This is a genomic window from Pseudomonas sp. L7, from assembly GCF_046605565.1.
Classification (GTDB): Bacteria; Pseudomonadota; Gammaproteobacteria; order Pseudomonadales; family Pseudomonadaceae; genus Aquipseudomonas; species Aquipseudomonas wayambapalatensis.
In genome coordinates this window covers 3,467,680-3,492,169 of sequence record NZ_CP176784.1, presented here as the reverse complement: position 1 = coordinate 3,492,169, position 24,490 = coordinate 3,467,680, and the positions used below count along the sequence as shown (strand labels likewise).

The following is a 24,490-nucleotide window of genomic DNA, read 5'->3' as shown; positions in this document are numbered from 1 at the left end:
GGGCCAGTTGCAGCGTGGTGTGCAGCGCATGACCCAGACCTTGCGCGGGTTGATCGGTGGTATTCGCGACGGTGTGGCGCAGCTCACCGACGCTACCGGATCGCTGGCGGCCGTGGCCGAGCAGACCAGCAGCGGCGCCAACCATCAACGACTGGGCACCGACCAGGTGGCCAGCGCCATGCAGCAGATGGCCGCCACCGTGCAGGAAGTGGCCGCCAACGCCGAACAGGCCTCCCACGCCGCCGCGCATGCCGACGACCAGGCCGGCGAGGGCGATCGGGTCGTGGCTGCGGTGATCGTCCAGATCGAGACACTGGCCGCGCAGGTGGCGCGCTCCACCGAGGCGATGAACCGCATGCGCCAGGAGAGCGGCAAGGTCGCCAGTGTCACCGATGTGATCAAGGCCGTGGCGCAACAGACCAACCTGCTGGCCTTGAATGCCGCCATCGAGGCGGCACGGGCAGGGGAGGCGGGGCGTGGTTTTGCCGTGGTGGCCGACGAGGTGCGCAGCCTCGCCCAGCGTACACAGCAGTCCACCGAGGAAATCGAAGCGCTGGTCGAGGGCCTGCGCAGTGGTGCCGAACAGGCGGCTACGATCATGGATGCCGGGCGTGGCTTGACCGATCGCAGTGTCGAGCTTACGCGTCAGGCCGGGGTGGCGCTGGGCAGCATCACCCAGGCGGTGTCGAGCATTCAGGGGATGAACCAGCAGATTGCTGCTGCCGCCGAACAGCAGAGCCTGGTGGCCGAGGAGATCAGCCGCAATGTGCTGGGTGTGCGCCAGGTGTGTGAGCAGACGGCAGCGGCCAGTGAAGAAACAGCGGCCTCGAGCGCCGAGCTGGCGCGGTTGGGGGAGCAGTTGCAGGAGATGGTCGAGCGGTTCGTGGTGTGATTGCGGGTAAGCCGCGCCTCCCCACCTTAGCTGTGGTCAACGCCGGCAAGGGCGATGGTCGTCCGGGCCTCAGGCGCAGCACGGCAGGAGGGCCAGCGGAACCCTGGCATGATGCACTTCGCTGCCCGAGCATTCACGCGCGATCACCGCCAGTGCTACAGTCGCTTCTTTTTTGCCCCGAGGATGGAACATGCGAGCACTACTGCCGATGGCTGCAGCCCTGATGTTGATTGGCTGCGCTTCGTCGACCATGGAGGCCGCGCGTAACGGCCAGCCGAGCGCGCGCCTCGACTCGCAGAAAGCGCCGGAGCTGGTGGCCCAGTGCATCCAGTTCAGTTGGCAGGAAGAGTCGCGCTTCGGCGTTGACGCCAGTGGTTACCTGGAAACGCGCAAGGGCGGTGGCTTGACGGTGTACACCCGCGAGGCGGAGTCCTTCGTTGACGTCTACCCGCAGGCCGGCGGGACCCGGGTCGATTACTACGCCCGCAAGAACGACATGGTTGCACTGCAGCGCAAGGCTGCGGCGGCGACCTGCCTGTGAGTCAGCGTGGCATGTAGCGCAACTGCCAACGCCGTGGAATCTTCCACGAGACCACGGCAAGCAGCAGGGCGGTCAGCGCGCTGGCCAGCAGTGCCGCACGCTCGAAGCGCTGTTCCAGCAACACCCCCAACACCGCCCCGATGAACATGCCGCTCCAGGGCACCAGTTGCACGCGCCACCCGAGCCGTTGTTGACCCAACAGGGTGCGGCCCAAGCCGCGACCGAAACGCGACAGCGCGCCGGTGACGTAGGTCAGCCCGATCGGCAGGCCGTTCACTTCCTCGACCACCGCATTGATCATGCCCATCGCGGTCACCGCCGCCAGTAGCGCGAGCAGTTGCATGGGCTCTGGCAGCATGCCGGCGACCGCCAGCAGCAGGGCGATCACACCCAGCAACGGCCAGTGGCGCCGACCGCTTCTGGCGGCAACGACCACCCCCAGTGCGTTGCCCAGCACGAACGCCGCGATCACCAGCGCCAGGCGCAGCACCGGCCCCAGATCGGCGCTGCCCAGCGAGGCCGCCAGGCGCGTGGTGTTGCCGCTCATAAACGAAACGAAATCGCCGGTGGCCATGAAACCGATGGCATCGGTCATGCCGGCGAGTACCGACAAGGCGGCAACGAAGTACAACCCCACCGTGCCGCGGCGCTGTACCCGCTGTTGACGCTGGCTGTCGAGTGACGCAGTTCCCGGTAGCATCGCAGCTCTCTCCCTGAATCAGCCCAACCGCCCCTCGGCTTGCAGGGTCAGCTTGTGGTGTTCGAGCAATGCCTGGAAGCGGAAGGCAAAGCTGTTTTCAACCATGGGGCGGTTCCTGGAAGCGGGCCGGAAGCGCGAGTATACCCGAGCCGTAAACTACAGGTTGACGGGCAAATGCGGTTTTTTCTCATCCGGGTACTCCTCGCATCGTTCATAAATTGTTATGTTATTACATGAAATTTAGGAGCGTCGTTGATGAAACTTTCCCCCGCCCGGCTCTGCCTGGGTTTTTCCCTGTCTGTGTTCGGCCTGCCCGGCAGTGCTGCCGAACCTGTAATACTCGAGGCCCTGACCGTCAGCGACAGTCATCTGCAGGAGCGCGCGGACGGCCCGGTGCAGGGCTACCGCGCCACCCGCTCGAGCACCGCGACGCGCACCGATACCGATGTGCGCGACACGCCGCAGAGCATCGCCGTGGTGCCCAGCCAGGTGCTTGAAGACCTCAACAGCACGCGCATCGACCGTGCCCTGGACTTTGCCGGTGGCGTCACCCGGCAGAACAACTTCGGTGGCTTGACCTTCCTCAACTACAGCGTGCGCGGTTTCACCACCGGTGAGTTGTACAAGAACGGCTTTGCCATCAACCGCGGCAGCTACAGTGCACCGGACACCTCGACCATCGAGCGCATCGAGGTGCTCAAGGGCCCGGCCGCCAGCCTCTACGGGCGCGGCGATCCGGGCGGCCTGGTCAATATCGTCAGCAAGCGTCCGCAGGAAGAGGCGTTCACCCGCCTGAAGGCCAGCGCCGGGACCTGGGATCGCTACCGCGGCAGCCTGGACGTCAACACGCCGCTGGACGAGGAGGGGCGCCTGCTGTCGCGCATCAACCTGGCAGTGGAGGACAACGGCAGCTTCCGTGATCACGTCGACAGTCGCCGACAGATCGTCAGCCCCTCGCTTATCTGGCAACTCGACCCTGACACGCGCCTGTTGCTGGATGCCGAGTTCTCGCGCACCGAATCGGTGTTCGACCGGGGCATTCCGGCGGTCAACAATCAGTTGGGTTCAGTGAAGCGCTCGACCTTTCTCGGCGAGCCCAACGACGGCCACATTCGCAACGACAACCAGACCCTTGACCTGGCCCTGGAACGTCACCTGAACGACAACTGGAAACTGCGCCTGGCCAACCACTACACCCAGGGCCATCTGCGCGGCAACAGTTCGGAGCCGTCGCGGGTAGTCGGCCAGACGATCAGCCGTTTCTACCGCGAACGCAATTTCGAGTGGAACGACAACATCACTCAGGCCGAACTGCACGGGCAGTTCGATTTTCTCGGCTGGCAGCACCAGAGCCTGATCGGCCTGGAGTACGAGAACTACCGCAACAGCCAGAAATACCCACAGAGCGCCACGTCGCTCGGCTACGGGCTGGACATCTACCAGCCGGTCTACGGGCAGCCCAAGCCGCCGCTGATCAACCCCAACGACTTCTTCGAACGCACCGAAAGCCAGGCCCTCAACCTGCAAGATCAGATCATCTTCGACGAGCGTTGGCGTGGCCTGCTCGGTGTGCGCCTGGAGCGGGTCGAGCAGACCGCGCTGAACCGCGCCACCGGGGTAAGCAACAGCCAGGTCAAGGAAGTCGCAACACCGCGTGTGGGGCTGCTGTATCAATGGACGCCGGAAGTAGGGGTGTTCGCCAACGCCTCCACCTCGTTCAAGCCCAATGCCATCGGCACCCAGGGCCAGGTGTACAAGCCTGAGAAAGGGCTGGGCTATGAGACAGGTCTGAAGCTCGACCTGTTCGACAGTCGGCTGGGTGCGACTGTCGCGTTGTTCAGCATCGACAAGGAAAACGTCGTCACCACCGATGCCTTTGGTGAAAGCATCGCTGCGGGCAAGGCGCGCAGCCAGGGGCTGGACGTGCAGTTCAGCGGGCAGCTCACCGAGGCCGTGCGGGTGATCGGAGCCTATGCCTACATCGATGCCGAGGTCACCAAGGGCGATGCAGCACTGCCCAAGGGCAGCGACCTGTTGGGCATTCCCCGGCACAGCGGCAGCCTGATGGTGGTGCACGAGTTCCAGAATGGCTGGCTGCGGGGCTCGGATGTCGGCGCCTCGGCCAACTACGTGGGCGAGCGTTCCGGGCAGGCGGGCGGCGACCTGCGCCTGCCGGCGTACAGCACGCTGGACTTGCTGGCGCACTACAAGGCCAGCGAGCAGTTGAGTTTCGGGGTGAACCTGAACAACGTCTTCGACCGCAAGTACTACGAGCGCGGCTACAACGCGGCGTGGAACATGCCGGGCGAGCCGCGCAACCTGAGTGTGAGCATGAGTCTGTCGCTGTGACCTGAGGGACCGCACAGCGGTCCCAACCTCATCAACCTTGACGCATCCACTCCGGGCAGCGGTCCTCGAACGAATGCCCGGTCGGCACCAGCTGCTCGTCCTCGATCTCATCGAAACACCCCAGCAGCAACGCCACCGTTGGCGCATCGTCAATTGCCCCGATCGAACTGCCGCAGAACCGGCAGAACGCCCGACTGGAATAATCCGAAGAGCGCCAGGTGTCGGGTGCTCCGCCAGCACCCACCCAGCGCACCCGCGCACGATCGAACTCCACCCAGCTCGCCACCAGAGCCCCGGTATGCTGCTGACACCAGCGGCACGAGCAGTGGTGAGGATTGCCCGCTGGCCCCTCGGCCTCGAAGCGGATCGCGCCGCACAGGCAGCCGCCCTTGTAGGTCTTCATGCTGACGCTCTCTCCTTGAATGACAGGTTGTCGGCCTGCACCCTGGCCGGTTAACGTGGCGGTTTTCCGCACAGGGAAGTGTCCATGAATCCGTCACTGGAACTCAACCGCGCCAACTGGGACGAGCGGGCGCCGTTGCACGCCGCCTCGCCGGGCTATGAAGTCGAATGCTTCGTGCAGTCTGCCACGCATCTTTCGGAAGTCGTGCGCTTCGACCTGCCGCGCCTGGGCAATATCCAAGGCCTCAAGACCTTGCACCTGCAATGCCATATCGGCACCGACACCTTGTCGCTCGCGCGCCTGGGCGCGCAGGTCAGCGGGCTGGACTTTTCGCCGGCATCGCTGGCGCAGGCGCGGTTGCTGGCCGAGCGTTGTGGCGTGGAGATCGACTATGTCGAGGCGGACGTCTACCGCGCCAGCGAGGTGCTGCCCAAGGCGAGCTATGACTTGATCTACACCGGGATCGGCGCACTGTGCTGGCTGCCGGACATCCAGCGCTGGGCGCAGAATGTCGCGGCGTTGCTCAAGCCGGGAGGGCGGCTGTTCCTGCGTGAGGGCCATCCGATGCTGTGGACGCTCGACGAAACCCACGCCGATCGCCTGCAGGTCGACTTTCCGTACTTCGAGCACGAGGCCCCGGTCATCTTCCACAGCGACCAGACCTACGTCGAAAGCGAGCATCGCCTGGCGCAGACCGAGACCCATTCCTGGAACCGCGGCCTTGGCGAAATCATCACGGCGCTGCTTGAGCAGGGCATGCAACTGACCGCCCTGGTCGAGCACCGGAGCATCCCGTGGGAGGCGTTGCCCGGGCAGATGCTCAAGGGCGAAGACGGCGAGTGGCGCCTGGCCGAGCGGCCCGAGCGCCTGCCGTTGAGCTACACGCTGCAGGCGCGCAAGGGCTGATCAGGAAAGGAAGCCGCCGTCGACATTGAGCGCCGTGCCGGTGGTGTAGCTCGACGCGTCGCTGGCCAGGTACAGCACCGCGCCGGCCATCTCGCTCGGGTCGGCCACGCGCTTGAGCGGGATTTGCTGCAGGGCGGCGTTGAGGATGGCGTCGTTCTTCACCAGCGCCGAGGCGAACTTGGTGTCGGTCAGGCCCGGCAGCAGGGCATTGCAGCGGATGCCGAATTGCGCGCACTCCTTGGCGAAGACCTTGGTCATGTTGATCACCGCAGCCTTGGTCACCGAGTAGATGCCCTGGAACAAGCCTGGTGTCACGCCATTGATCGACGCCACGTTGATGATGCTGCCACCGCCGTGCTCGCGCATCAGCTTGCCGGCTTCCACCGACATGAAGAAGTAGCCGCGGATGTTCACGTCGACGGTCTTCTGGAAGGCACTGACGTCGGTGTCCAGTACGTTGCAGAACTGCGGGTTGGTGGCGGCATTGTTGACCAGGATATCCAGGCGTCCGAACTGCTCGCGGATGCCGGCGAACACCTGCTGGATCTGTTCCAGCTCACCGATATGGCAGGCCACCGGCGTAGCCTTGCCGCCGGCTGCGATGATGGCGTCGGCGACCTGCTGGCAGCCGTCGAGCTTGCGGCTGGAGACGATCACATGGGCCCCTTGCTGGGCCAGCAGGTGGGCGATGGCTTCGCCGATGCCGCGGCTGGCGCCGGAAACGAAGGCGATCTTGCCGTCAAGGTCGAACAGTTGGGTCTTGGACATGCTGGATTTCCTTGTTGTCGCCGGTTACAGGGTGGATTTGCCGATCAGTTGCAGGCTCATCTGCTCCAGCAGCCGGTTCATGTGGATGAACTGGGCGAAGCGCTTGTCCTGCGTCTGGCCGTGGAAGAAGCGGTAGTAGATCTGCTGCACGATCCCGGCCAGGCGGAACAGGCCGTAGCAGTAGTAGAAGTCGAAGTTGTCGATGCGAATGCCGGCGCGCTCGGCGTAGTAGTCGACGAACTGGCGGCGAGTCAGCATGCCCGGGGCGTTGCTCGGCTGGCGGCGCATCAGTTGCACCGGTGCCGGGTCGTCGGCCTCGATCCAGTAGGCCAGGCTGTTGCCCAGGTCCATCAGCGGGTCACCGATGGTCGCCATCTCCCAGTCCAGTACGCCGATGATGCGCATGGGGTTGCTGGCATCGAGGATGACGTTGTCGAAGCGGTAGTCGTTGTGCACGATGCCCGGGCGCGGGTGGTCGGCGGGCATCTTCTCGCGCAGCCAGGCGATCACCTGTTCCCAGCGCGGCGCATCCGGGGTCAGGGCTTTTTCGTAGCGGCTCGACCAACCTTCGATCTGGCGCTGCACGTAGCCTTCGGGCTTGCCCAGGTCAGCCAGGCCGCAGGCGTTGTAGTCGACCTGGTGCAGTTCCACCAGACGGTCGATGAAGCTCTTGCACAGCGCCTCGGTGCGGCCGGCGTCGAGGTTCAGTTCGGGCGGCAGGTCCGAGCGCAGGATGATGCCCTTGACCCGCTCCATCACGTAGAACTCACCGCCGATCAGCGATTCGTCGGTGCAGTGCACATAGGCCTTTGGGCAGAACGGGAAACCGTCGTTGAGCTGGTTGAGGATGCGGAACTCGCGGCCCATGTCATGGGCCGACTTGGCCTTGTGCCCGAAGGGCGGGCGACGCAGCACGAACTCGCGTTCGGGATAGGCGACCAGGTACGTGAGGTTGGATGCGCCGCCGGGGAACTGGCTGATGCTCGGAGTGCCTGCGAGGCCCGGGATATGCGCCTTGAGGTAAGGATCGATGATGGCTGCATCGAGTTCTTCGCCGGGGCGGACCTGGGTGGACTGGTCGGTGAGCGTCATGCGTTTTCCTTATTCTCGGTCGCAAGGATCATTGGCTAATCTAATGGCCAACCTGGGTTGGGACAAGCGTGCCAGACGTCATATCGACGCGAGTGTTGCCGGTCGATCACTGCCCCTGATGAATGGCGGATGCAGGCTGCGGGCAAAAAAAAACCGAAGCCGGTCAGGCCTCGGTTTTTTTCATGCACGTGTTCGCATCACTCAGGACGGGAACAGCTCGCTCAGCTTCATCGACAGCATCATGTCGCCTTCGACGCGCAGCTTGCCGCCCATGAAGGCCTGCATGCCATCGGTCTCGCCACTGACGATGCCTTTGAGGGTTTCGCTGTCCAGAACCAGGGTGCAGTTGGCGTCAGGGTTCTCGCCTTCCTGGATCTCGCAGGTGCCGTCCTTGACGAGCAGGGCGTAGTGCTTGTCTTCGTCGGTGATGTTGAAGCCGAACACCAGGTCCAGGCCGGCGGCGGCGGCAGGGTTGAACTTGGCTTTCATCGCTTCGACTGCTTTAGCTACGTCGCTCATGGTGTATTCCTTGTTGGGTGAAAGTCGCGTGCACGGGGCACAACAGGCCGGGCTCATCGATAGGTGAGAAGCTCCGGCATCCGCAACAGCTGCACGTGGGCCTGGCTGTTGAAGGAGGTCAATGCCACGTCGCGGCCACGGAACTTCAGGTGGCTGAGCGACGTGTTGATGATCTGCCAGTTCAGCGCGAACGCCTGGGCTGGGGTGATTCCGGTGACCTGGTGGAGCAGGGCGGCGATGCTGCCGCCGGAGGTGAAGATGGCAATGTTGTCGCGGCTTGACGCTTGTGCCAGGACGCGTTGCAGGCCGGCACCAACGCGCGCGGTGAACGCGGCCCAGGTCTCCAGGCCATCGCGAGCCTCGTGCTCGCCGTCATGCCAGCGCTGCACCATCAGCGCGAACAGGCGCTGGAACTCGCTGCGATTCTGCGCAGCATTGCGCAGCACGTGCAGCGCCTCGGGCTCGTGCGGCAGCAGGGCAGGAAGCAGGGCGCGGATCACACCGTCGGCATCGAACTCGTTGAAGGCTGCGTCGGTCTCTATGGCCGGGATCGCGTAGCCAGCAGCGGCCATTGCGTCGAGTGTCAGTCGTGCGGTGTCCTGCTGGCGCCGCAGGTCGCCGGCCAGGCAGCGGTCCAGGCGCATGTCCAGTTGGGCCAGGTGCTCCCCCAATGCCTGACTCTGGCGCACACCCAGCGGCGACAGGACATCGTAGTCGTCGGCGCCGAAGGAGGCTTGGCCATGTCGGATCAGGTAGATATTGCCCACTGGAATGTCCGGCCGGGATGGAGGTTGCTGCGAGGTTAGGATGCGCCAGAGAGGCTGTCAATGAAAAAACATACAAGCGTTTGAAAAGGTTGTTTGAACTGTGTTGCCAGCATTTTCCCATGCTGGCAGCCGCCCAGGCGCACCGGTATGCTTGCATCAGTTACGCGTCGTGCAGGCGCAGGTCTATTAAGGAGTCAATGTGGAGTTTCTTGCCGAATACGCAAGCTTTCTCGCCAAAACCGCCACTGTGGTGATCGCCATCCTGGTCATCCTTTCCGGTATCGCCAACCTGCGTGGCAAGGGTCGACGCAAGCCCGGCGGGCAATTGCAGGTCACCCGCCTCAACACCTTCTACAAGGAGCTGCGTGAGCGCCTGGAAGCTGGCCTGCTCGACAAGGCCGAGCTCAAGGCCCTGCGCAAGCAGCAGGCCAAGACGGAAAAACAGAAGAAGAAAGGCAAGGCCAAGCCCGAGGAAAAGGGTCGGATCTTCGTGCTGGACTTCGACGGCGACATCAAGGCCTCCGCCACCGAGAGCCTGCGCAACGAAATCACCGCGCTGCTCACCCTCGCCACCCCACGTGACGAAGTGGTGCTGCGCCTCGAGAGCGGTGGCGGGCTGGTGCACAGCTACGGCCTGGCCGCCTCGCAGTTGGCGCGTATCCGCCAGGCCGGCATTCCGCTGACCGTGTGCATCGACAAGGTCGCGGCCAGCGGCGGCTACATGATGGCCTGTATCGGCGAGAAGATCGTCAGTGCGCCGTTCGCTGTGCTTGGCTCGATCGGCGTGGTCGCGCAGTTGCCCAACGTCAACCGCCTGCTGAAAAAGCACGACGTTGACTTCGAAGTCTTCACGGCCGGCGAATACAAGCGCACCGTGACCGTATTCGGCGAGAACACCGAGAAAGGCCGGGAGAAGTTTCAGGAAGACCTGGATATCACCCACCAGCTGTTCAAGGACTTCGTCGCCCGCTACCGCCCGCAACTGCACATCGACGAAGTCGCCACCGGTGAAGTGTGGCTGGGCATTGCCGCACTCAACCGCAAGTTGGTGGACGAGCTGCGCACCAGCGACGAGTACCTGAGTGATCGCGCCAATGACGCCAATCTGTTCCACGTCCGCTATGCCGAGCGTAAATCCCTGCAGGAGCGCATCGGCGTGGCCGCCAGCGGTGCTGTGGAGAACACCTTGGTAGGGCTTTGGAGCAAGCTTGGCCGCTTGCGCTAACACCTTGAACCCCTTGAAGATTTTTTTCTTCAAGGGGGTTGCAAGGTGAGGGGAATGCCGACATAATGGCGTCCATCGAAACGCAGCTCACTTGAAAAAGTCGAGCGGTTTCAAGGAGATAGCGAAAGCTGGCTCCGAACTTTGAGGCCGAGTAGCAAAGTGGTTATGCTCCGGATTGCAAATCCGTCTACGCCGGTTCGATTCCGACCTCGGCCTCCACCATTCGAAAGCCCCGCAGATTAACGTCTGCGGGGTTTTTATTTGTGCGCCTGAAAATCTCGATAGTCCCAAAACTATTTGGGTTCAGTCCCAAAACTTTCCTATTTCGAGGGCTTCGCGATAGCCCCAACACGGCGATAGACACGCTCCGTGATTCCCTCTTTGGAGTGCCCCAGCAGCACGCTTGCCTCGCCCAGATCGTTTATCTCCGAGGCCGCCTTCGGTCGGATATCTCGGAACTGGAACTGGGCGATTCGGTTTGCGAGGTCTGGCTTCTTCTCGACTTCAGCTTTCACCCTGGCGGCCTCTCGGGCGTCCGCCCACCGGTTGCGCAACATCGGCCAGCTCATGCGCTTGCCGTGCTCGTTGATGATGAAGAACGGCGACAGGTGCTCGCTGGTCCTGCGCATAATCCGCTCCAGCAGCAGACCAAGACTGTTCTTCGCCCCGTCTACCTCAAGGACGATCCTCAGTCGCTTGCCGGTCTTGCCTTGGCTGACCTGCAAGTAAATCCCCTCCATATCGTCCTTTCGCATGGACAGAACGTCTGATGGCCGCTGGCCGGTTAGGTACGCCAGGTCCATCGCATCCTGAAGCTCCTGTGGGGCCTCCTCATATACCGCCTGCCACACCGCTTCGTTGGCATAGAAGTCGCGCGGTTTCTCCTTGTTCTTCCTCACGCCCAGGCACGGGTTGTCCCGGGTGGTGAGCCCCCATTCCCTTGCGGTGTTGAAAACGTGCGAGAGCAGTGCGATCTCCCTGTTCGCTCTAGTTTTGGCCGACCTTGAGTCGCGGTACTGCGCGATCATGGCCGGCGTGATTGCATCGATCGGCGCCGAATCGAACACAGTGCGCAGTTGCTTAAGCTCGTAGATGTTGTCTTTCTGGGTCCTGGCGGCCTTGCCTGGGATGATCTTCAACAGGTACTCGTCGAAGATCCCTTTCATCGTTGTCAGTTCTTTCGGTACCGACTTGGCTTCGAGCTCTGCCCACATCAGCTTGGCCTTCACCAGGTCACTGCCAAGGAAAATGTCCTTGCCCGACTTGTCCCTGTAGTACAGAGCCTCCCACACCTTGCCATTGGCTTTTTGTCTCTTGCGGCGATACATGCCTGGTGGCAGGTCGCGATTCTCGGTCTTCCTTGGGCGCATTTCACTTTACTCGGGAAAAATCAGGGGTCCAGGCTGGCGATGGCGGCGGAGCTGCAGCGACCGGCATAGTGTCGATCACCAGACCGCTGAGCTTCTGGCGGGCGTACAGGCGGCCAACAAGAGGCCGGCCACCGCGGCTTTCGACGAAATGCCAGCCTTTTTCTTTCAACCAGCGGCGCTGCCACGCCCGGGGTTTGTAGCCGGTGATCACCACCAGCTCTTCGTCCGAAAGGATCTCGGTTTCCATGGGATGGTCTCCACGCCGCCGGTGGCGGCAGTATGGTGGTCAGGCCAGCAGCACTTCACGCACGACTTCCCAGAGTCGGGCGGCGGGCCATTGGTAGCGATCGAAGTCAGTGTCCGGCTGCACGCCATAGCGGCAGGTGGAGTGGGCGCCGGCTGGGTATTCGCCGCGCTTCTGCATGATGGTGGCCACTCGGCCGTCACCGCCCGGCTCGGTCCGGTGGTACTCGTAGGCCCTGGTGGCGTAAACATCGCCCGCGGCAATGGTGCAGGTCGAGTGGTGCACCATGTTGGCCCTGCCGTCTGGGGTCCACGGTCTACCGCCGCCAGCCTGCCGCGCGCCTTCGTGCAGATAGAGAACGAATTCACCGTCATCCAGGCGGCGCATGTCGTAGCAGTGGTTGATCTGTTTCCCGACCAAGATCCGCGATACGAAGTTGAAGCGGTGGTCGTGGATTGCCGAATGCTCGAAGCAGGAGCGGCGGGGAAGTTCTGGGTGCCACACATGCAGGCGCTGTTCGCCCTGCAACTGGACCTGTACGAAGCCCAGGCCGTGAAGCGTGATTTTGTCGGTCATCACGTCATCGATGATCATGGCAATAGCTCTCCATGCCCGCAGTCGGCGGGCTTGAGTAGTTGGGGTAGGGGTTAGGCGAGCTCGGCTTCGAAGGCGTCGACGAGGGCCTGGCTGGTAAAGCTGAGGGGCAGTGCATCGCTGCTTTTGCCGTCGCTGATCCGCACCCATCCGTTTTTGTAGAGGGTGCAGGTGTTGCGTCCATGTTTGACGCGAGCAATTGGCAGGCCGCCGAATGGAAGCCATCGATTGATGCGGTAGATCATCTTCATCGCGGCGCCTTCCAGATCAGGTAGGCCATGTAGGCGAGGGCGATCATAGAAGGTGTCCTCCCTGCTCGAGCAGGCCGTCGCGGTCTTCCAGGAGGCCGTCTCGCTCCTTTGCAATCCGCTGGATGCCGCGATGGAGGTACTGCGCAATGCTCTCGCCGGCGCGCATGTCGCTGGGCTTGACGCCCTGCAGCACGGCTTCGAGCTGGTGGATGGTAAATTGCTCGATCACGGCATCAGCTCCTTGGGCACCTGGACTGTTTCGCCCAGCTTGTAGCGCACGAATCCTCGGCAGAACGCGACCAGGGCGGTGGGGCCGTAGCACCAGACGTCGGCGCCCTCTGGGCCGCCGCAGTAGCAGACATCCTCGGCAAGGCCTGGGCGGTGCTGGGCGCTACCGCGGTGCTCGTCGATCAGCAGACCTCCGTCCTTCCAGTCGATGGATGGCTTCCAGTGGTGACGGGTCTTATCGTGGAAATCTGCATACCCTTCGCGCTTGATGACGAACGGTTCGCACCAGACCACGCAGGTGCGGCTGCGGAACGCTGATGGCAGTTCCAGGTCGCGCCCATCAGCGATGCCAACAGCCCAGTCCAATGCCAAGCCGCTCAGGTTGGATACCCTCACTTCGATCAGGTCGGTCATGGCTGCACCTGCGCAGGGTAGGGTGGCTGGGTGGAAATGGAAAACGAGCCGATCAGCGGAAGCCGAGCCCAGGCGCCGAAGTGACCATGGCCGATGTAGTACCGGGTGCCGGCCGCCATGGATGGCCCGAAGGCAGGAAGGCACAGCACTTTCTTTGGCTTGCGCCACCAGACCGCCCAGCGCCAGTAACCGCAATTCAGCGCCCAGCTCAAGATCACGGCCTGGTCTTTCGCGCCGTAGCACCAATTCAGACCGACAAAGAGTCTTCCGATTTTCACAGCTGATACCTCTCATCAATCCAGCGCCCAGGCGCCGTAGCGGGTGTAGGTTCGTTGTCTTCTTGCTCGTGCGGGGAGAGCTGGCGCTGGTTGCCGGCCTGCAGCTGGCTGTCGGGGATGCAGCTGATGCCGACCCCATTCAGCAGGTAGCAGGTGACGCCGCGCTGGCTGTCGTGCTGCACGTCGATTACGTTCTCGGTTGCGCTGGCGCTGGTGGCCAGCAGCGCGAGGAGGAGGGCGAGGCGGGTCATGGAGTCACCTCCACGCTGGGCATAAGCTCTTCGGCCAGAGCCTCCGCCATGCCCACGGGCCACCAGTAGAGCGGACGCTGATATCGCGGGTTTCGCGTCTCGCGGATGATCAGACCCTTGCTCTCCAGCGTCTTGAAGGTGCTGAGCACCGAGGACGCGCCAAGACCCAACCGACCACCTACCTGCCAGGTCAAGCCACCGAGGCCGAATACACAGGCCTCGTCGCCTTTCAGCAGCTTTTCGCAATCCCGCTGGTACAGGTATGGCGTCCTACCCCGGTGGCGGACCGCGTTGTCTCGGCCGATATCTCGCAGGGTTTCGAGAACCTCTTGCTGGCGCTCAGTGAGCTTCATGGCTGCACCTCGGCGTTGTAGCGCTTGTAGTCCTCGCCGAACTCCCAGCAGTAGGTCGCCGGCCATGCGCCTGGCGTGCCTTCCTCGACGAACACGTATCGGTGCGCAAACTCGCCCGAGCGATCCGGCACGGTCTTGCACCATTTGTGCTGCGGGCCACCCAGGAACCAGCCCGGGCATCCCTTCACGGCTTCAGCCATGAATGCCTCGAGGTCGTGGTGACCCTTGCTCATCGCGATGTAGGTGTCGCTGCCGACGCTTTGCACCTCCAGCGGATACTGTTTTGCAGGCATGCGGATTCCTTGGCCGCAATATTGCGGCTGTGAATAGAGGGGAGAGGGGTTACAGCTGGAGCGTTTCCGGGTACGTTCAGCCTTTTCAGGAGGACACCCGGTGATAGTTCATGGAATTGAGTACGCGTTTTGCCGAGCCTCAAGCGTCACCGAAGGGCACGATGGTTTGGGCCTTGAGTGCTCGCGCGGCGACCAATTCATCTTCGAGATTTTCCGAAACGATGAGACGCTCAAGTTTGAAGTGACGCTATTCGAACGTGATGTCCCTTTGGAGCTGCTCGAGTACGCCGTGCCTGCCGCTCGCGAGCTGCTCGGTGACTTCATGCCCTACGTTCCTAAGTGATCGGTGTTGCTGGATCGGTTTTCTGTGGGTATGGGGATACCTTGCGGGAGATGGCGTTTTGCCTCTATTGAGGTTAGGGTGGAACTTGTTTTGCTGTATGCGGACCGTTGTAGAAATTGAGATTACGCTGGAGAAAACGAATGTTCGAAGCTGTAGATGTTAAGCGGGCAGTGACTAACCTGCCTGGTCAGCAGCTTCTCACTCTTGGGAACAGCATCATCAATCTTGATGATGTCTCAGAGATTTTGAGAGACCCACAACCGCCAAGTTACAAGGTTGTGTTCATTTTCAAGAATGGAAGGGAGCGAGAATTTGTCTACGAAACCAGGAGTGAGCATTCTTTCGCTCTGCGCTTTTTGGATCATTGCATCGAAAGTAACCTGCTCAGCTTGCAGCTCACTTCAGAGTGTTATGCGAAGTGGGATCAATATCGAATTGATGAAATCGATAACCGAACTAAGCCGCAGCAGTAAGTTGCCCTGACATCCAGGGGTCGTTGGCGCGGGCTAGGGCGGCCATGGGCGGCGGGCTGACGCTATTGCCGCACATGTGCACCTGCTCGGTTTTGGTGAACGGCTTGCCGTCGGCGCCCTTGTCGATGATGTAGCTGGCCGGGAAGCCCTGGGCCCGGTAGAGCTCGTGGGGCTGCAGCATGCGCAGGCAAATGTCGACGATCACATAGGGCGTGTCCTTCACGAAGACAGTTACCAGGCCCAGGCGGTCCTTGGTGGTCACTGTCGGCGCCGGTGAGTCGCAGCCGCTGATGTTCTCTGTGCCGTAGTAGCTGATCAGGAACGCGGCGACGCGCAGGGCGCCCTCCTCGTGCTCTGGCGACAACTTGTACTCAACCAGTGCGTGATGCTCGGCGCCGGCGGTCATTGTTGGCACCAGATCATCCACTGCGCGCCCCACGCAGTTACGGCGCAGGGTGGCCAGGCTGGCCGTTACCAGGCGCTGTTGGCTGCCTGTATTGGTGACCGTGCTCATGGGCTCGTCCATGCCTCGGGCTGGCGTGGTATTGAATCCGCCGTTTGCCTGCTCAATGAAGGCAGTGCACACGCCCATCGCATGCGCTGCACCCGCTGGGCGCTTGTAGTTGCCGCCGCTGGTGATGGTCGGCACCGGGTCCGTGATGGGTGAGCCTTCGCTGTTGAAGCGGAACTTGACCAGGTGCGCCGATGCCAGGGCGCGGTGGCTTTGGGTCATCAGGGTGCCCATGGGCTGGTCAGCTGGTACAGGCTTACCGGCATACACCGGGCCGCCGGCCCCAACTATTACCGGGGTGGCCATTGCGAATGATCCGCCGCGCGGCCAGGACGTCACTGTGCGCAGCGGCTCCTTTGCCGACTGGGCCAGCTCACCCGACCAGTTGGCAATCGGCACGATGAAGGGCTGTGGGTTGTCCAGCACGAACTTCTTCATGCCCTTGGCCACCCGGCGCAGCGTTGCTGCAGCCAATTCCTTCTTGCGCCCGAAGATGCTCTTGCTCGGCACGCTCCAATCGATACAGTCGGCGGCTGTGCGCCACTTCTGCTGGCCCTTGGTTGGGTTCTTGGCGTGGGTCGGCTCTGGCCACACGATTGGCTGCCCGTCGCAGCGGGCGATCATGAACAGGCGCTCGCGACTGGTCGGTGCGCCAAAGTCGCAGGCCTTGATGATTCGCCATTCGACCTGGTAGCCCATGCCTTCAAGCAGGTGGACGAATCTGCGCCAGGTGATGCCGCGGCGTTTCGGGTCGGGCACTAGGAACTGCTGGTGCACCGGCACGCGCTCGCCGCGCTCGGCGACAGTGCCGTCCAGCTTCATCACCCGGCCTGTGGCCTTGTCGCGCTTTGCGATCAGTGGACCCCACTGCAGGATCTGCTTCACGTTCTCCAGGCTGATCACCCGGGGCTTCTTCTTGCCCGCCCACTTCAAGCCGATCCACGAAAGGTTGCGGATCTCGCGCTTACGCGGCTGTCCGCCTGCGGCCTGGCTGTGGTGAGTGCAGTCGGGGCTCATGTGGAACCAGCCAACCGGCCGGCCCTGGCATTCTTCGTCCGGGTCACCCTAGACCACGTCTGTGGTGAAGTGGCGCGCCGCCGGGTGGTTGGCAGTGTGCATGCTGATGGCCGCTGGACTGTGGTTCTTGGCCACGGTCACCGGCCGGCCCAGGCCCATTTCCAGCCCGGTACCGGCGCCGCCGCCACCGCAGAAGAAGTCGACCACTATTTCATCGTCCTGAGGGTCGAAGCCAAGGCCGTACTGGGTTTTGAAGTCGAGGGGGTTCTTTTTCTGAAACGCAGACATGGGCGGTCCTCGCCTGGTGGGCGTGAGTCGTTATCGTTGAGTAGGGGGTGTAGGGTGAGCTTTTTGTGGATTTACCCGTAGTGGCCGTGCGACATTACTCGCAACGCAACCCTTGGGGGGAGATTCTGTATGAAAGTTTTTGTTAGTTGGTCGGGGCAGCGCAGCAAAGCCGTGGCCGAGTTGATTAGTGACTGGATTAAGTGTGTGTTGCAAGCTTCGCAGCCTTGGATATCCACTCGAGACATTGATAAAGGCGCAATATGGTTCTCCGAAATATCGGACCAGCTTAAGGATACTGCAGCTGGTATTGTGTGTTTAACTCAAGAAAATAAGAATAAGCCATGGATACTGTTCGAGACTGGCGCGTTAGCAAAAGGGCTAAGCACTAATCGAGTCTGCACATTCTTAATTGACTTGCAAAGCAGTGAGATTGAAGATCCGTTGGCGCAATTTAATCACACCTTTCCAGAACGCACTTCGATGTGGGGGCTAATATGCTCGTTAAATTCCTGTTTGGATCACAATCGTCTAGATGAAAGAATTCTTCGTCAGGTTTTTGATACGTACTGGCCGCAATTTGATCAGCGGTTTAAGGAAGCGATCAAAAACACCCCTCAAGCAGAAAACGTAGAGCCTCGGTCTGAGCAAAGCATTCTGTCAGAAATACTTTCTAATACGAGGTCTCTATCCAGCAGAGTTCGAGACTTAGAAAGTAGGCAGTCGATCCCAGTTGATTTGCAGGCTTTCGCTAGGCCATACAAGAGTGCTGAGGAATTTATCATTGAGCTTGCCAGTAATGATTCTTATAGTATTCAAGATATCTTGCGTAAGGGAAGCGAATTTGGCCTTGATCAAGACTTTGTTGAGAGCATTCTAGAAAAATATCGACTGCTGAAACTCAAACATCCACTCAAGTCGCACAGACCTACGAGCAAGGACAATAAATCTAATTGACCTAGCTGAATTCAGGCGCCGCCCTCGCCGGGGAGGCGTTATCGTTGAATAGGGGAAGGCGCTGGCGGGCAGCGCGGGGTGGCGTGATTCGCTGAAGTGGGATATTGATATTCGGCCCGGCATGGAGCCGGAGAGGTGAATCAAATGGTTGACGTGATCAATGAAGATCAGATCGCTACATCGGAAATCTGGCGCTATGACGACGTACTTGCCGTCCGCCCTGGAGAGCGTGAGTCAGGGGTGGAAATCTGGCACGCCAGGAAAATTGCTGAGTTATGCTCACCAAACGCCCCAGCAAAGGCGAACGTTCACCGCGTGCTGCTGGTTGAAGTAGATGATCCGGAAGACCCTGTCGTTCAGGACAGGCTACGCGTGGCGTGTACTGATGCTTGGAGGAACCGTTAGTTATTGAGGGTGCTGGCGAGCAGCTGAGGGTCAGGCTGCCAGGCGCTTCTTCTCGGCGCGGCCCTCGGCCAGGTGGAGACGAAGCGCCTCTTTGTAGCTGGCTTTGGCCGCCTTCATGGTCGCAGCCCACTCACCAGCGATTTCAAGAGTCTCGTAGGGCGACCAGTGCGCGAATCGGGTAGGTCGTCGATGCTCGTTGTAAGCGCTTCCTCGTGGGTAGCGAACCATCCGGTATTGGTAGTTGCCCCAGGTGCCGCGGTGCTGGATCTGCGGTTGGTTGATCCCAAGGAAGTGGGCGAAGCCGTCATAGCATTCGCACTCATCGAGGTAGGCATCGAACCTGGTGTACTTTCGCGGAGGCGGAGGCGGTGGCAGCTTGGACAGGGCAAACTGCTTCCCTTCTGGCGTTGCCCGGTACACCACGTCATCAGCATCACAGAAGGGCGGCGCCTTGCCACGTGTCATCAGGCCTGCTTCGACCAGCACATCCAGGTTGTTGGCATCGTCATAGCCAGGACTGGTTAGGAAGTAGTTTCTTCCGCCAGTCCGGCAGCCCGGACTCAGGCCCAGGGTGTGCCAGAGCAGGTTGAGCTGCTTCTCGGTGGCTTCGATCATGGCTTTCTCCATGCATGCGCCGCCCTCCGTGGCCGGATGCGGCATGGTGGCAATTTGGTTTGGGATGGGGTATTACGGGTGACCGGCATGGGGCCGAGAGGTATTGCTATGGACGCTACAATAGCTGGTCTCGTGGGCGTTGGAATTGGTGCCGTGACGACTCTCGTGGGTCAGTGGATACAGGCTCATTACACTACGAGAAGGGAAAAGCAAAAACTGTTGCTGGAGGCAGCCATACAGAATCGGGCTCAGGACATCAGCGTTATTCTTGGCCGAGGCGAAAGGAAGAAAGCTGCGCCTATGGCCGCCTATATCCTGCACCAGCAAACAATGAACAAGCTGGCCGAATCAGGAAAACTGTCAGGGCCTGACGTTGAAAAAGCTTTTGCACAGCATCTGCTCGATTCTGAGAAGCTAATTCACCTTGACTCGAAGTGGGTCTCCACCGCAGCCATTGAAGAAGCCGCTAGTGTGAAGGAGAGATAACTTCATCCCCCGGATCCTGCTGAATCATCAGCATGCTCTTCCGATCGAAGGCCAAGGCCAGCCTGGGCGAGATGCTGATCTCATGTCGCGGCGGGGTGAGAAACTTGGCCGCGTGCAACCTGCCGAGGGCATGAATTCCATGAATCAGCGCCTCGATCATCTGGCTGTAGGTGGCTTCAGCCCAACCGCAGATCGCGCGTAGGTGCTGGCCGGTTCGCTTCCTGGCTGACAACCGAAGTGGCTCAGTCCGCGCCACAGATCGGTGACCTTCTATTTCGTGGCGCGCGATCCTGAACAGCGCGTGGTGGCCAAGCGCCTCGATGTGATGAATCATCAGCGTCATCGCCTCGCCCTGTTCCTCGATACCGGCCCACTCCATCAGCTCCAGCAGGGCCTGTTTAGTCCCTGGTCGAACCTTCAAGCGCAGGTCTTCTTCCTGAAGGCGCTCGGCCTTGGCGCGGCGCTTCTCGTCACGCTGCTGCTGCGTCAGGGCCATCATCGCCTCCATTGCGCACAAAGCGGGTGCCCGGTGCGTAATCAAGCAGATCGCACACACGATTTATGATCTTGAGCGCGGCGTCGAACACCTTGGCATCATCAGGCTCGCGGGCCAGGCGCTTCATGTTCGGCTGGTGCTCGAGGCAGACTTTGTCGACCAGACGCCGCGCCAGCCTGCGCAGGTGATCGGCGCTGTCGTGCACTCGAAGGCTCAGGGCAAAGGCCAGGGCCACATCATCAGGCCGGTACCGACCGCCGCTGCGTGTGTTGTACAGCTTCTTCACCGGCCGATTCAGCCAGGCCGGCAGGCTTACCACTCCAGAAGGTGCTTTCTGCATGTCTGTGCTCCGTGAGACCGCTTGGCGGTAGGTGGAACTGGTCTAGCCGTCGGCGCTGGCGAACCCTTAGATTGGTCCGTCGCATCGTTTGCCCTCGGCTTTTGGGTAGTCCACGCTGAAAAGGTGGATGAGGCGACAGAACTTTCGATCTGAGATGCCCAGTCTTGCCTTGGCCTGGGACCGATTTAGGCCCTCATCGCGCAGCGCGGCGATCTGCTGGGCGAGCGCCCGATCCACGGCAGGGTCGGTGTAGGTTCGAGTAGTCGGCGCCCGTTCGCTTCTCGGCTCAACCTGGAAGGAGAATCCGCCATCCCTCGAAGCCTGGTATAGCGCGCTCTGGCTCATGCCCGTGTGGGCTCGGGCCTGGGAGTAGGTCATGGTCTTGGCCAGGCCTCGCAAGTAGGAAAGCTGCTCAAGGCGCCGTTTCTTTTTCGGGCATTCCGGCTTCGGCGCCACAGCTTGAACCTTCTCGATGTCACGGTGTGGCCGGTGGGGAGCGTACTGGAAACCCTCCAGCACGATGATCTTCCCGCCAGATGCAAAGAAGGCCGCTTTTGCTGCCTCGAGGTCGATTGATTGGTTCATGCTCACCTCATGCTGCGATTCCGAGCACGCGATTCATGCGCTCGTCGAGGATTTCGTAAAAAGTTTTCACCCGCTCTGAGAGCTTGCGGATCATCTCTTCGTCCCGGTAGGCACGCTTCACGAACAGCGGCATTCCCGGCCAATAGCAGATGAAGTCGATCCACTCGCGCTCTGATACCCAGAGGCCGCCCTGGCACTGGGCGACATGCTCTTTCGGTATCTCTCCGCCCAGGATCACATCGACCTGCAGCTTCGGTAGCTTGGTCTTGATCTCGGTCAGGCCCTTTTCGCCGACCAAGGCGTCTGGTGAGTAGCCAATGCCGTGATTGAGGATGATCCCCACCTGGTGGGTCTGGACGTCCTCTCGGTCGCAGTACAGGCCACGGGCGGTGCCTTCTAGTTCGTGCCCGCGCTCGGTGTGGCGGTTGCCGGTGAACGGGTCGGCCGCCTCGCCGGTGATGCGCTCGCCGATCAGGGTGTTCATGTAGGTGAAGGCCCCGGCGCCGAAGCCTGCCTCGCCTTTGCCGTTCACCAGCAGGCAATCCAGCTCGCTGCAGGTGATGATGCCCAGGCGCAGGTCCAGCCAGGCCTGAGTGCCTTGCTCGACGTCACTGATGATCTGCATTTGCAGCCTCCGCGGCCCTGATGGCCTTGTTCAGTTTCGCGACCAAGATGTCGTGGCGACCCTTCGGCACGCATTCGGCTGTTCCGTACTCACTGGTGAACCAGTCGCGGGTCTTCTGTGTGCAGCGACCGAGCAGGGAAGTGATGCCTGCCGCCTGCACGCTGGTGACGTTTGCTGTTGGTACAGCGGCATGGCCGTCGTCGTCCTCGCCCCTGGTCGTGAGGTTCAGTAGGGCGTTCATGACGTAGCGCTTGCCGTAGCTGGTGGACGACCCGACCGCCTGGACAGCGTTCTTGCTGCCGCTGGTGTCGAGCGGCAGGAGCATGGTCGTGCTTTCACGGTGGCCTGCCCGATGCATCAGGATACCAGTGACGCTTAGGCCGGCCTGCACGTTCTCGACCTTGAAGGTGATCGCGAAGCCGTGGGTCTGCATGATCGGCTTGATGACATCGTTGATGTCTTCGAAGGTGGCGTAGTCGCTGCGCTTCTGCCCGTTTACGACGATGGCGCCGCGCTCGGCGATGCTCGGGATGTCGCTCTGCATGGCAGCCATGGCGGCGTTGAATTGAGCTTCTGCGTCACGCGCCTGCATGCGCTCATGCATTGCCATCAGGCGCTCCATCTTGTCGATGTCGCAGGCTGGGTCTGCGGCTGCACGGCTGATTACCTGAAGAATGGTTGCTGATTCGCCCACGATTGCGGGCGCCTGGTCCTGTTCAACGCGGGCGACGGATTTCATTTTGAACCTCGATATGGAATGGAAATGCCAGGTCACCCAGGCACGGAGGTACGCCCCAGGCCCTGGCTGCGACGGATGGTTGCGCGCTCTCGCCGCTTACGCTCCCGAAGGGGTACGGTTATCCCGAAGGGCCGCCGTGCTCGGCTACGTGATTCAGGAAGTGATGCTGCCAGCCAGTGCGCTGGCGAGCATGAATGCGGTACAGGCGAAGGGGGCAGAGAAGGAGCCGCGCCAGATGACTAGGCGGCGGGCGCGCTGATAGCTGGTCATGAGCATGGCCTCGGCCGTGCGATCGGCCGGCGCTTCAGCCAGTCGGCCTTGATCGGGTACGGAAGATCGGCGACACGCATGCCAACCGGAAACTTGAGGGTGCCGCGCACCTGGGCGTCCTTCGCCTCCTCGACCTGCTCGTCGATGAGCGTCTTCACGATTGGTGTGGTCATGCAACCTCCTTGCGCCCATCAACGATCTTGTTGAGGCGCCCGCAGTAGTGGTTGAACTCTTCAATGGTGATGCGTCCGTCACGGAGCATTTCCGTCAGCTGATGGCTGATGATTGTTGAGTAGCTGATTGGCGTACCCGGGTGCACCAAGGCATCCAGCTGCTGATCAATCAAGACATGCGGGCTCATGGCTCCCATGCCTCGTAGGCCTGGGCCTGTACTCCGGCGGCGGCGAATGGCGTCAGCAGATCGCGCGCCAGCCGCTCTAGTACTGCGTCAGGGCAGGGCGCGGCCATCACCTCGTGGTACACGTTGTGCGCATCGCTCGCGTCGCGGCGCCGTGCGGCCAGAAGAAGCCTGCCCACGGCACTTGGGCTGGTGATGCCTGGCGATGCGTGCTCGTCCACGGCCTGGGCGAAGCGCTCGTAGGTGACACCGCGGATCTCGCTGCCAACCTGGAACGTCGCATCGGCGCCACGCAGAAGCTGATGGAACATATCCTGAATCCAGATCTCGCCCGCCCCGGCCTGATCACTCACCGCCGGCGGCGTCCGGTTGTCGTACTCAAACTGTGCTGCTCGAAGTGCGCCCATGGTCGCCTCCAGGTGGTGGGTTACTCGGTGGGAAGGTCTGGCAGCTCATGCCAGTGGGTGATCGAGATATCGCAGCGGTCGCCGTCGATGTAGCGCCACGGGCGAAGCTCGTTACCGCAGGTCATCGCAAAGAAAGGGCCGTATTTACGCTTCTTGCCGATGCGGCAGGCCAACGTGCTTGCGAATCGGTGGGAGCGAATCTTTCACATTGATCCAGCCGCTCATGCTGCCTCCGGCCAATGGCGATTGATGCTCTCTTTGGCGTAGGGCGAAAGGCGCTCGAAGCTGTTCACGCCGCCGCACCCGGGCATGGTTCCTTCCAGCTCGACGCAGGCCTTGATGTCACAGCGCCGCGAGCAGACCCAGCCACCGTAATGGCAGCGATGTACTTCGCCTTTCGGGTCGGGGTGAAAGGCCAGCCCGCCTTTCCAAGAAGGCGACCCGCGCAGCTTGAGACCGCAGCCCCGGCACACGGCCTGGGTATCGGTGCAGTTATGCATTTAATGATCCTCTGGACCGCATTGGCCAGGAGCCAGGCGCGGGTGACCAAACCCACCGTGAAAGGTGGCCTGGCGCCTGCCGATGCGGTCGAAGTGAAGGGAAGGGGTGATGCAGATGCCGGGCGCTACCCCGGCAGCTGGCTTGGCGTGGACCCATCCAGCGGCGCAATTCGTATACCCCCGGAGCGAGGGAAGGGACGTCCACAGGTACTTCGGTAACCGCGCCCGGAGCTGGGCGCTTCTCTGCATCGGGGTGTGATCTGGCCGGCGCTGATCTCCGGCTTGCGTGAGAAGTGTCAGGTTCAACCGAGCCGGTCAGCTTTCGCCCGCCCGCGCCGCGCTTGTGAGCCTGCATCGCTGCGCATCAGCCTGCGCATTCAGATCACACTCCGATGCAGCCTGCGATGGGGAGCAGGGCATCGGGCAGTTAACGTCAGGCGGACGGGGCACAGGCCCATGCATTCCGTTTCAAGCGCTGCCAAAGCAGCTACGCGGTTTGCAGCGTGACCTGCGCCGCCAACTACAGCATCAGCCCATTTTCGCGGCAGAACTGAATCTCTGCGTCGTATCCAGCGCGATTCAGAACCTGCTGGCCGGTACGGTCGTAAACCGCTCGGTGAAAGCAAGATCCGGTTTGGCT

General features: G+C 61.5%; 36 protein-coding genes, 1 tRNA gene and 1 pseudogene. 11 read left to right on the top strand and 27 right to left on the bottom strand.

The features are described from left to right. Positions 1-28: 28 nt before the first annotated feature. Together ACK3BK_RS16120 and ACK3BK_RS16115 are read left to right on the top strand one after the other, a co-directional pair. Complete coding sequence (locus tag ACK3BK_RS16120) at positions 29-892, top strand: methyl-accepting chemotaxis protein (RefSeq protein WP_411384481.1); 864 nt, start codon at positions 29-31, stop codon at positions 890-892. A gap of 190 nt (positions 893-1,082) precedes the next feature. Beyond that, positions 1,083-1,433: a hypothetical protein gene (locus ACK3BK_RS16115; RefSeq protein WP_186668884.1), complete on the top strand. Its 351-nt coding sequence runs from the start codon at positions 1,083-1,085 to the stop codon at positions 1,431-1,433. A gap of 1 nt (position 1,434) precedes the next feature. On the opposite strand, the gene ACK3BK_RS16110 is transcribed toward ACK3BK_RS16115, so the two are convergent. Beyond that, a complete protein-coding gene (locus ACK3BK_RS16110) occupies positions 1,435-2,133 on the bottom strand; it encodes a YoaK family protein (RefSeq protein WP_186722285.1) in 699 nt (232 codons plus the stop codon). 255 nt (positions 2,134-2,388) lie between these two features. Between ACK3BK_RS16110 and ACK3BK_RS16105 the strand changes: the two genes are divergently transcribed. Continuing rightward, entirely contained in the window at positions 2,389-4,482 is a 2,094-nt protein-coding gene (locus ACK3BK_RS16105) for a TonB-dependent siderophore receptor (protein ID WP_186668886.1), read from the top strand. Positions 4,483-4,513: 31 nt separating this feature from the next. Here the strand turns inward: ACK3BK_RS16105 and ACK3BK_RS16100 are convergent, their stop codons facing one another. Beyond that, positions 4,514-4,885 carry a GFA family protein gene (locus ACK3BK_RS16100; protein WP_411382870.1) on the bottom strand — a complete coding sequence of 124 codons (372 nt, stop codon included), beginning with the start codon at positions 4,883-4,885 and terminating at the stop codon, positions 4,514-4,516. An 84-nt stretch (positions 4,886-4,969) separates the two neighbouring features. Between ACK3BK_RS16100 and ACK3BK_RS16095 the strand changes: the two genes are divergently transcribed. Further along, positions 4,970-5,791 carry a class I SAM-dependent methyltransferase gene (locus tag ACK3BK_RS16095; RefSeq protein ID WP_411382869.1) on the top strand — a complete coding sequence of 274 codons (822 nt, stop codon included), beginning with the start codon at positions 4,970-4,972 and terminating at the stop codon, positions 5,789-5,791. Here the strand turns inward: ACK3BK_RS16095 and ACK3BK_RS16090 are convergent, their stop codons facing one another. From ACK3BK_RS16090 to ACK3BK_RS16075, 4 genes are all read right to left on the bottom strand, one after another. Beyond that, positions 5,792-6,559 carry an SDR family oxidoreductase gene (locus ACK3BK_RS16090; protein ID WP_186668889.1) on the bottom strand — a complete coding sequence of 256 codons (768 nt, stop codon included), beginning with the start codon at positions 6,557-6,559 and terminating at the stop codon, positions 5,792-5,794. It lies immediately after the preceding gene. Between the two features lie 24 nt (positions 6,560-6,583). Next, the gene (locus ACK3BK_RS16085; protein ID WP_411382868.1) at positions 6,584-7,651 is read right to left on the bottom strand and encodes a phosphotransferase family protein; all 1,068 of its coding nucleotides are present in this window, start codon (positions 7,649-7,651) and stop codon (positions 6,584-6,586) included. A 201-nt stretch (positions 7,652-7,852) separates the two neighbouring features. Beyond that, complete coding sequence (locus tag ACK3BK_RS16080; protein WP_027920549.1) at positions 7,853-8,170, bottom strand: SCP2 sterol-binding domain-containing protein; 318 nt, start codon at positions 8,168-8,170, stop codon at positions 7,853-7,855. A gap of 53 nt (positions 8,171-8,223) precedes the next feature. Beyond that, positions 8,224-8,937: a histidine phosphatase family protein gene (locus ACK3BK_RS16075; RefSeq protein WP_411382867.1), complete on the bottom strand. Its 714-nt coding sequence runs from the start codon at positions 8,935-8,937 to the stop codon at positions 8,224-8,226. A gap of 199 nt (positions 8,938-9,136) precedes the next feature. Between ACK3BK_RS16075 and sohB the strand changes: the two genes are divergently transcribed. Both sohB and ACK3BK_RS16065 read left to right on the top strand, forming a co-directional pair. Further along, positions 9,137-10,162, top strand: coding sequence for a protease SohB (gene sohB / locus ACK3BK_RS16070; RefSeq protein ID WP_411382866.1), 1,026 nt, complete (start codon positions 9,137-9,139; stop codon positions 10,160-10,162). Between the two features lie 145 nt (positions 10,163-10,307). Then, positions 10,308-10,381: transfer RNA gene (locus tag ACK3BK_RS16065), tRNA-Cys, on the top strand. A gap of 101 nt (positions 10,382-10,482) precedes the next feature. Here ACK3BK_RS16065 and ACK3BK_RS16060 read toward each other — a convergent pair. From ACK3BK_RS16060 to ACK3BK_RS16015, 10 genes are read right to left on the bottom strand one after another with little or no spacing between them, the layout of a single operon-like run. Continuing rightward, positions 10,483-11,532: a site-specific integrase gene (locus ACK3BK_RS16060; RefSeq protein ID WP_125929500.1), complete on the bottom strand. Its 1,050-nt coding sequence runs from the start codon at positions 11,530-11,532 to the stop codon at positions 10,483-10,485. A 1-nt stretch (position 11,533) separates the two neighbouring features. Further along, complete coding sequence (locus ACK3BK_RS16055; RefSeq protein ID WP_411382865.1) at positions 11,534-11,779, bottom strand: DUF4224 domain-containing protein; 246 nt, start codon at positions 11,777-11,779, stop codon at positions 11,534-11,536. A gap of 39 nt (positions 11,780-11,818) precedes the next feature. Next, positions 11,819-12,370 carry a hypothetical protein gene (locus ACK3BK_RS16050; protein ID WP_411382864.1) on the bottom strand — a complete coding sequence of 184 codons (552 nt, stop codon included), beginning with the start codon at positions 12,368-12,370 and terminating at the stop codon, positions 11,819-11,821. A 53-nt stretch (positions 12,371-12,423) separates the two neighbouring features. Then, on the bottom strand, positions 12,424-12,621 hold the full coding sequence (locus tag ACK3BK_RS16045) for a hypothetical protein (RefSeq protein WP_411382863.1): 198 nt from the start codon (positions 12,619-12,621) through the stop codon (positions 12,424-12,426). A 43-nt stretch (positions 12,622-12,664) separates the two neighbouring features. After that, entirely contained in the window at positions 12,665-12,850 is a 186-nt protein-coding gene (locus ACK3BK_RS16040; protein ID WP_411382862.1) for a hypothetical protein, read from the bottom strand. Then, positions 12,847-13,263 carry a phage protein NinX family protein gene (locus tag ACK3BK_RS16035; protein ID WP_411382861.1) on the bottom strand — a complete coding sequence of 139 codons (417 nt, stop codon included), beginning with the start codon at positions 13,261-13,263 and terminating at the stop codon, positions 12,847-12,849. Before ACK3BK_RS16035 ends, ACK3BK_RS16040 begins: the two co-directional genes overlap by 4 nt. Continuing rightward, complete coding sequence (locus ACK3BK_RS16030) at positions 13,260-13,481, bottom strand: hypothetical protein (RefSeq protein WP_411382860.1); 222 nt, start codon at positions 13,479-13,481, stop codon at positions 13,260-13,262. The genes ACK3BK_RS16035 and ACK3BK_RS16030 overlap by 4 nt, the downstream gene beginning before the upstream one ends. 56 nt (positions 13,482-13,537) lie before the next feature. After that, positions 13,538-13,792 (bottom strand): hypothetical protein, encoded by a 255-nt coding sequence (locus tag ACK3BK_RS16025; protein WP_411382859.1) that lies wholly within the window; start codon positions 13,790-13,792, stop codon positions 13,538-13,540. Next, entirely contained in the window at positions 13,789-14,145 is a 357-nt protein-coding gene (locus ACK3BK_RS16020) for a hypothetical protein (protein ID WP_411382858.1), read from the bottom strand. Before ACK3BK_RS16020 ends, ACK3BK_RS16025 begins: the two co-directional genes overlap by 4 nt. Beyond that, positions 14,142-14,438, bottom strand: a complete 297-nt coding sequence (locus ACK3BK_RS16015) for a hypothetical protein (protein ID WP_411382857.1) — start codon at positions 14,436-14,438, stop codon at positions 14,142-14,144. The genes ACK3BK_RS16020 and ACK3BK_RS16015 overlap by 4 nt, the downstream gene beginning before the upstream one ends. Before the next feature lie 100 nt (positions 14,439-14,538). On the opposite strand from ACK3BK_RS16015, the gene ACK3BK_RS16010 reads away from it, so the two are divergent. Both ACK3BK_RS16010 and ACK3BK_RS16005 read left to right on the top strand, forming a co-directional pair. Continuing rightward, positions 14,539-14,781 (top strand): hypothetical protein, encoded by a 243-nt coding sequence (locus ACK3BK_RS16010; RefSeq protein WP_411382856.1) that lies wholly within the window; start codon positions 14,539-14,541, stop codon positions 14,779-14,781. A 140-nt stretch (positions 14,782-14,921) separates the two neighbouring features. Beyond that, positions 14,922-15,254, top strand: coding sequence for a hypothetical protein (locus ACK3BK_RS16005; protein WP_411382855.1), 333 nt, complete (start codon positions 14,922-14,924; stop codon positions 15,252-15,254). Here ACK3BK_RS16005 and ACK3BK_RS16000 read toward each other — a convergent pair. After that, positions 15,238-17,070, bottom strand: a pseudogene (locus tag ACK3BK_RS16000) (DNA cytosine methyltransferase). The gene ACK3BK_RS16005 and the pseudogene ACK3BK_RS16000 sit on opposite strands and share 17 nt — an antisense overlap. 129 nt (positions 17,071-17,199) lie before the next feature. Between ACK3BK_RS16000 and ACK3BK_RS15995 the strand changes: the two are divergent. Then, on the top strand, positions 17,200-18,024 hold the full coding sequence (locus tag ACK3BK_RS15995; RefSeq protein WP_411382854.1) for a hypothetical protein: 825 nt from the start codon (positions 17,200-17,202) through the stop codon (positions 18,022-18,024). A 144-nt stretch (positions 18,025-18,168) separates the two neighbouring features. Continuing rightward, on the top strand, positions 18,169-18,429 hold the full coding sequence (locus ACK3BK_RS15990; RefSeq protein ID WP_411382853.1) for a hypothetical protein: 261 nt from the start codon (positions 18,169-18,171) through the stop codon (positions 18,427-18,429). A gap of 30 nt (positions 18,430-18,459) precedes the next feature. On the opposite strand, the gene ACK3BK_RS15985 is transcribed toward ACK3BK_RS15990, so the two are convergent. Then, positions 18,460-19,044 carry a hypothetical protein gene (locus tag ACK3BK_RS15985; RefSeq protein WP_411382852.1) on the bottom strand — a complete coding sequence of 195 codons (585 nt, stop codon included), beginning with the start codon at positions 19,042-19,044 and terminating at the stop codon, positions 18,460-18,462. Positions 19,045-19,197: 153 nt separating this feature from the next. Here ACK3BK_RS15985 and ACK3BK_RS15980 point away from each other — a divergent pair, with 153 nt between their 5' ends. After that, on the top strand, positions 19,198-19,530 hold the full coding sequence (locus tag ACK3BK_RS15980) for a hypothetical protein (RefSeq protein ID WP_411382851.1): 333 nt from the start codon (positions 19,198-19,200) through the stop codon (positions 19,528-19,530). Here ACK3BK_RS15980 and ACK3BK_RS15975 read toward each other — a convergent pair. From ACK3BK_RS15975 to ACK3BK_RS15935, 9 genes are all read right to left on the bottom strand, one after another. Then, positions 19,511-20,026 (bottom strand): hypothetical protein, encoded by a 516-nt coding sequence (locus ACK3BK_RS15975; protein WP_411382850.1) that lies wholly within the window; start codon positions 20,024-20,026, stop codon positions 19,511-19,513. The two genes, ACK3BK_RS15980 and ACK3BK_RS15975, sit on opposite strands and share 20 nt — an antisense overlap. Further along, the gene (locus ACK3BK_RS15970; RefSeq protein ID WP_411382849.1) at positions 20,001-20,366 is read right to left on the bottom strand and encodes a hypothetical protein; all 366 of its coding nucleotides are present in this window, start codon (positions 20,364-20,366) and stop codon (positions 20,001-20,003) included. Before ACK3BK_RS15970 ends, ACK3BK_RS15975 begins: the two co-directional genes overlap by 26 nt. A 66-nt stretch (positions 20,367-20,432) precedes the next feature. After that, a complete protein-coding gene (locus tag ACK3BK_RS15965) occupies positions 20,433-20,951 on the bottom strand; it encodes a hypothetical protein (RefSeq protein ID WP_411382848.1) in 519 nt (172 codons plus the stop codon). Between the two features lie 7 nt (positions 20,952-20,958). Then, positions 20,959-21,576, bottom strand: a complete 618-nt coding sequence (locus ACK3BK_RS15960; protein ID WP_411382847.1) for a lambda exonuclease family protein — start codon at positions 21,574-21,576, stop codon at positions 20,959-20,961. Next, positions 21,560-22,315 (bottom strand): ERF family protein, encoded by a 756-nt coding sequence (locus ACK3BK_RS15955; RefSeq protein WP_411382846.1) that lies wholly within the window; start codon positions 22,313-22,315, stop codon positions 21,560-21,562. Before ACK3BK_RS15955 ends, ACK3BK_RS15960 begins: the two co-directional genes overlap by 17 nt. Before the next feature lie 266 nt (positions 22,316-22,581). Further along, positions 22,582-22,758, bottom strand: coding sequence for a hypothetical protein (locus tag ACK3BK_RS15950; RefSeq protein ID WP_411382845.1), 177 nt, complete (start codon positions 22,756-22,758; stop codon positions 22,582-22,584). After that, positions 22,755-22,946 carry a hypothetical protein gene (locus ACK3BK_RS15945; RefSeq protein ID WP_186720876.1) on the bottom strand — a complete coding sequence of 64 codons (192 nt, stop codon included), beginning with the start codon at positions 22,944-22,946 and terminating at the stop codon, positions 22,755-22,757. The genes ACK3BK_RS15950 and ACK3BK_RS15945 overlap by 4 nt, the downstream gene beginning before the upstream one ends. After that, positions 22,943-23,254: a hypothetical protein gene (locus tag ACK3BK_RS15940; protein ID WP_411382844.1), complete on the bottom strand. Its 312-nt coding sequence runs from the start codon at positions 23,252-23,254 to the stop codon at positions 22,943-22,945. Before ACK3BK_RS15940 ends, ACK3BK_RS15945 begins: the two co-directional genes overlap by 4 nt. A gap of 317 nt (positions 23,255-23,571) precedes the next feature. Next, positions 23,572-23,850, bottom strand: coding sequence for a hypothetical protein (locus tag ACK3BK_RS15935; RefSeq protein ID WP_411382843.1), 279 nt, complete (start codon positions 23,848-23,850; stop codon positions 23,572-23,574). Between the last annotated feature and the right edge of the window lie 640 nt (positions 23,851-24,490).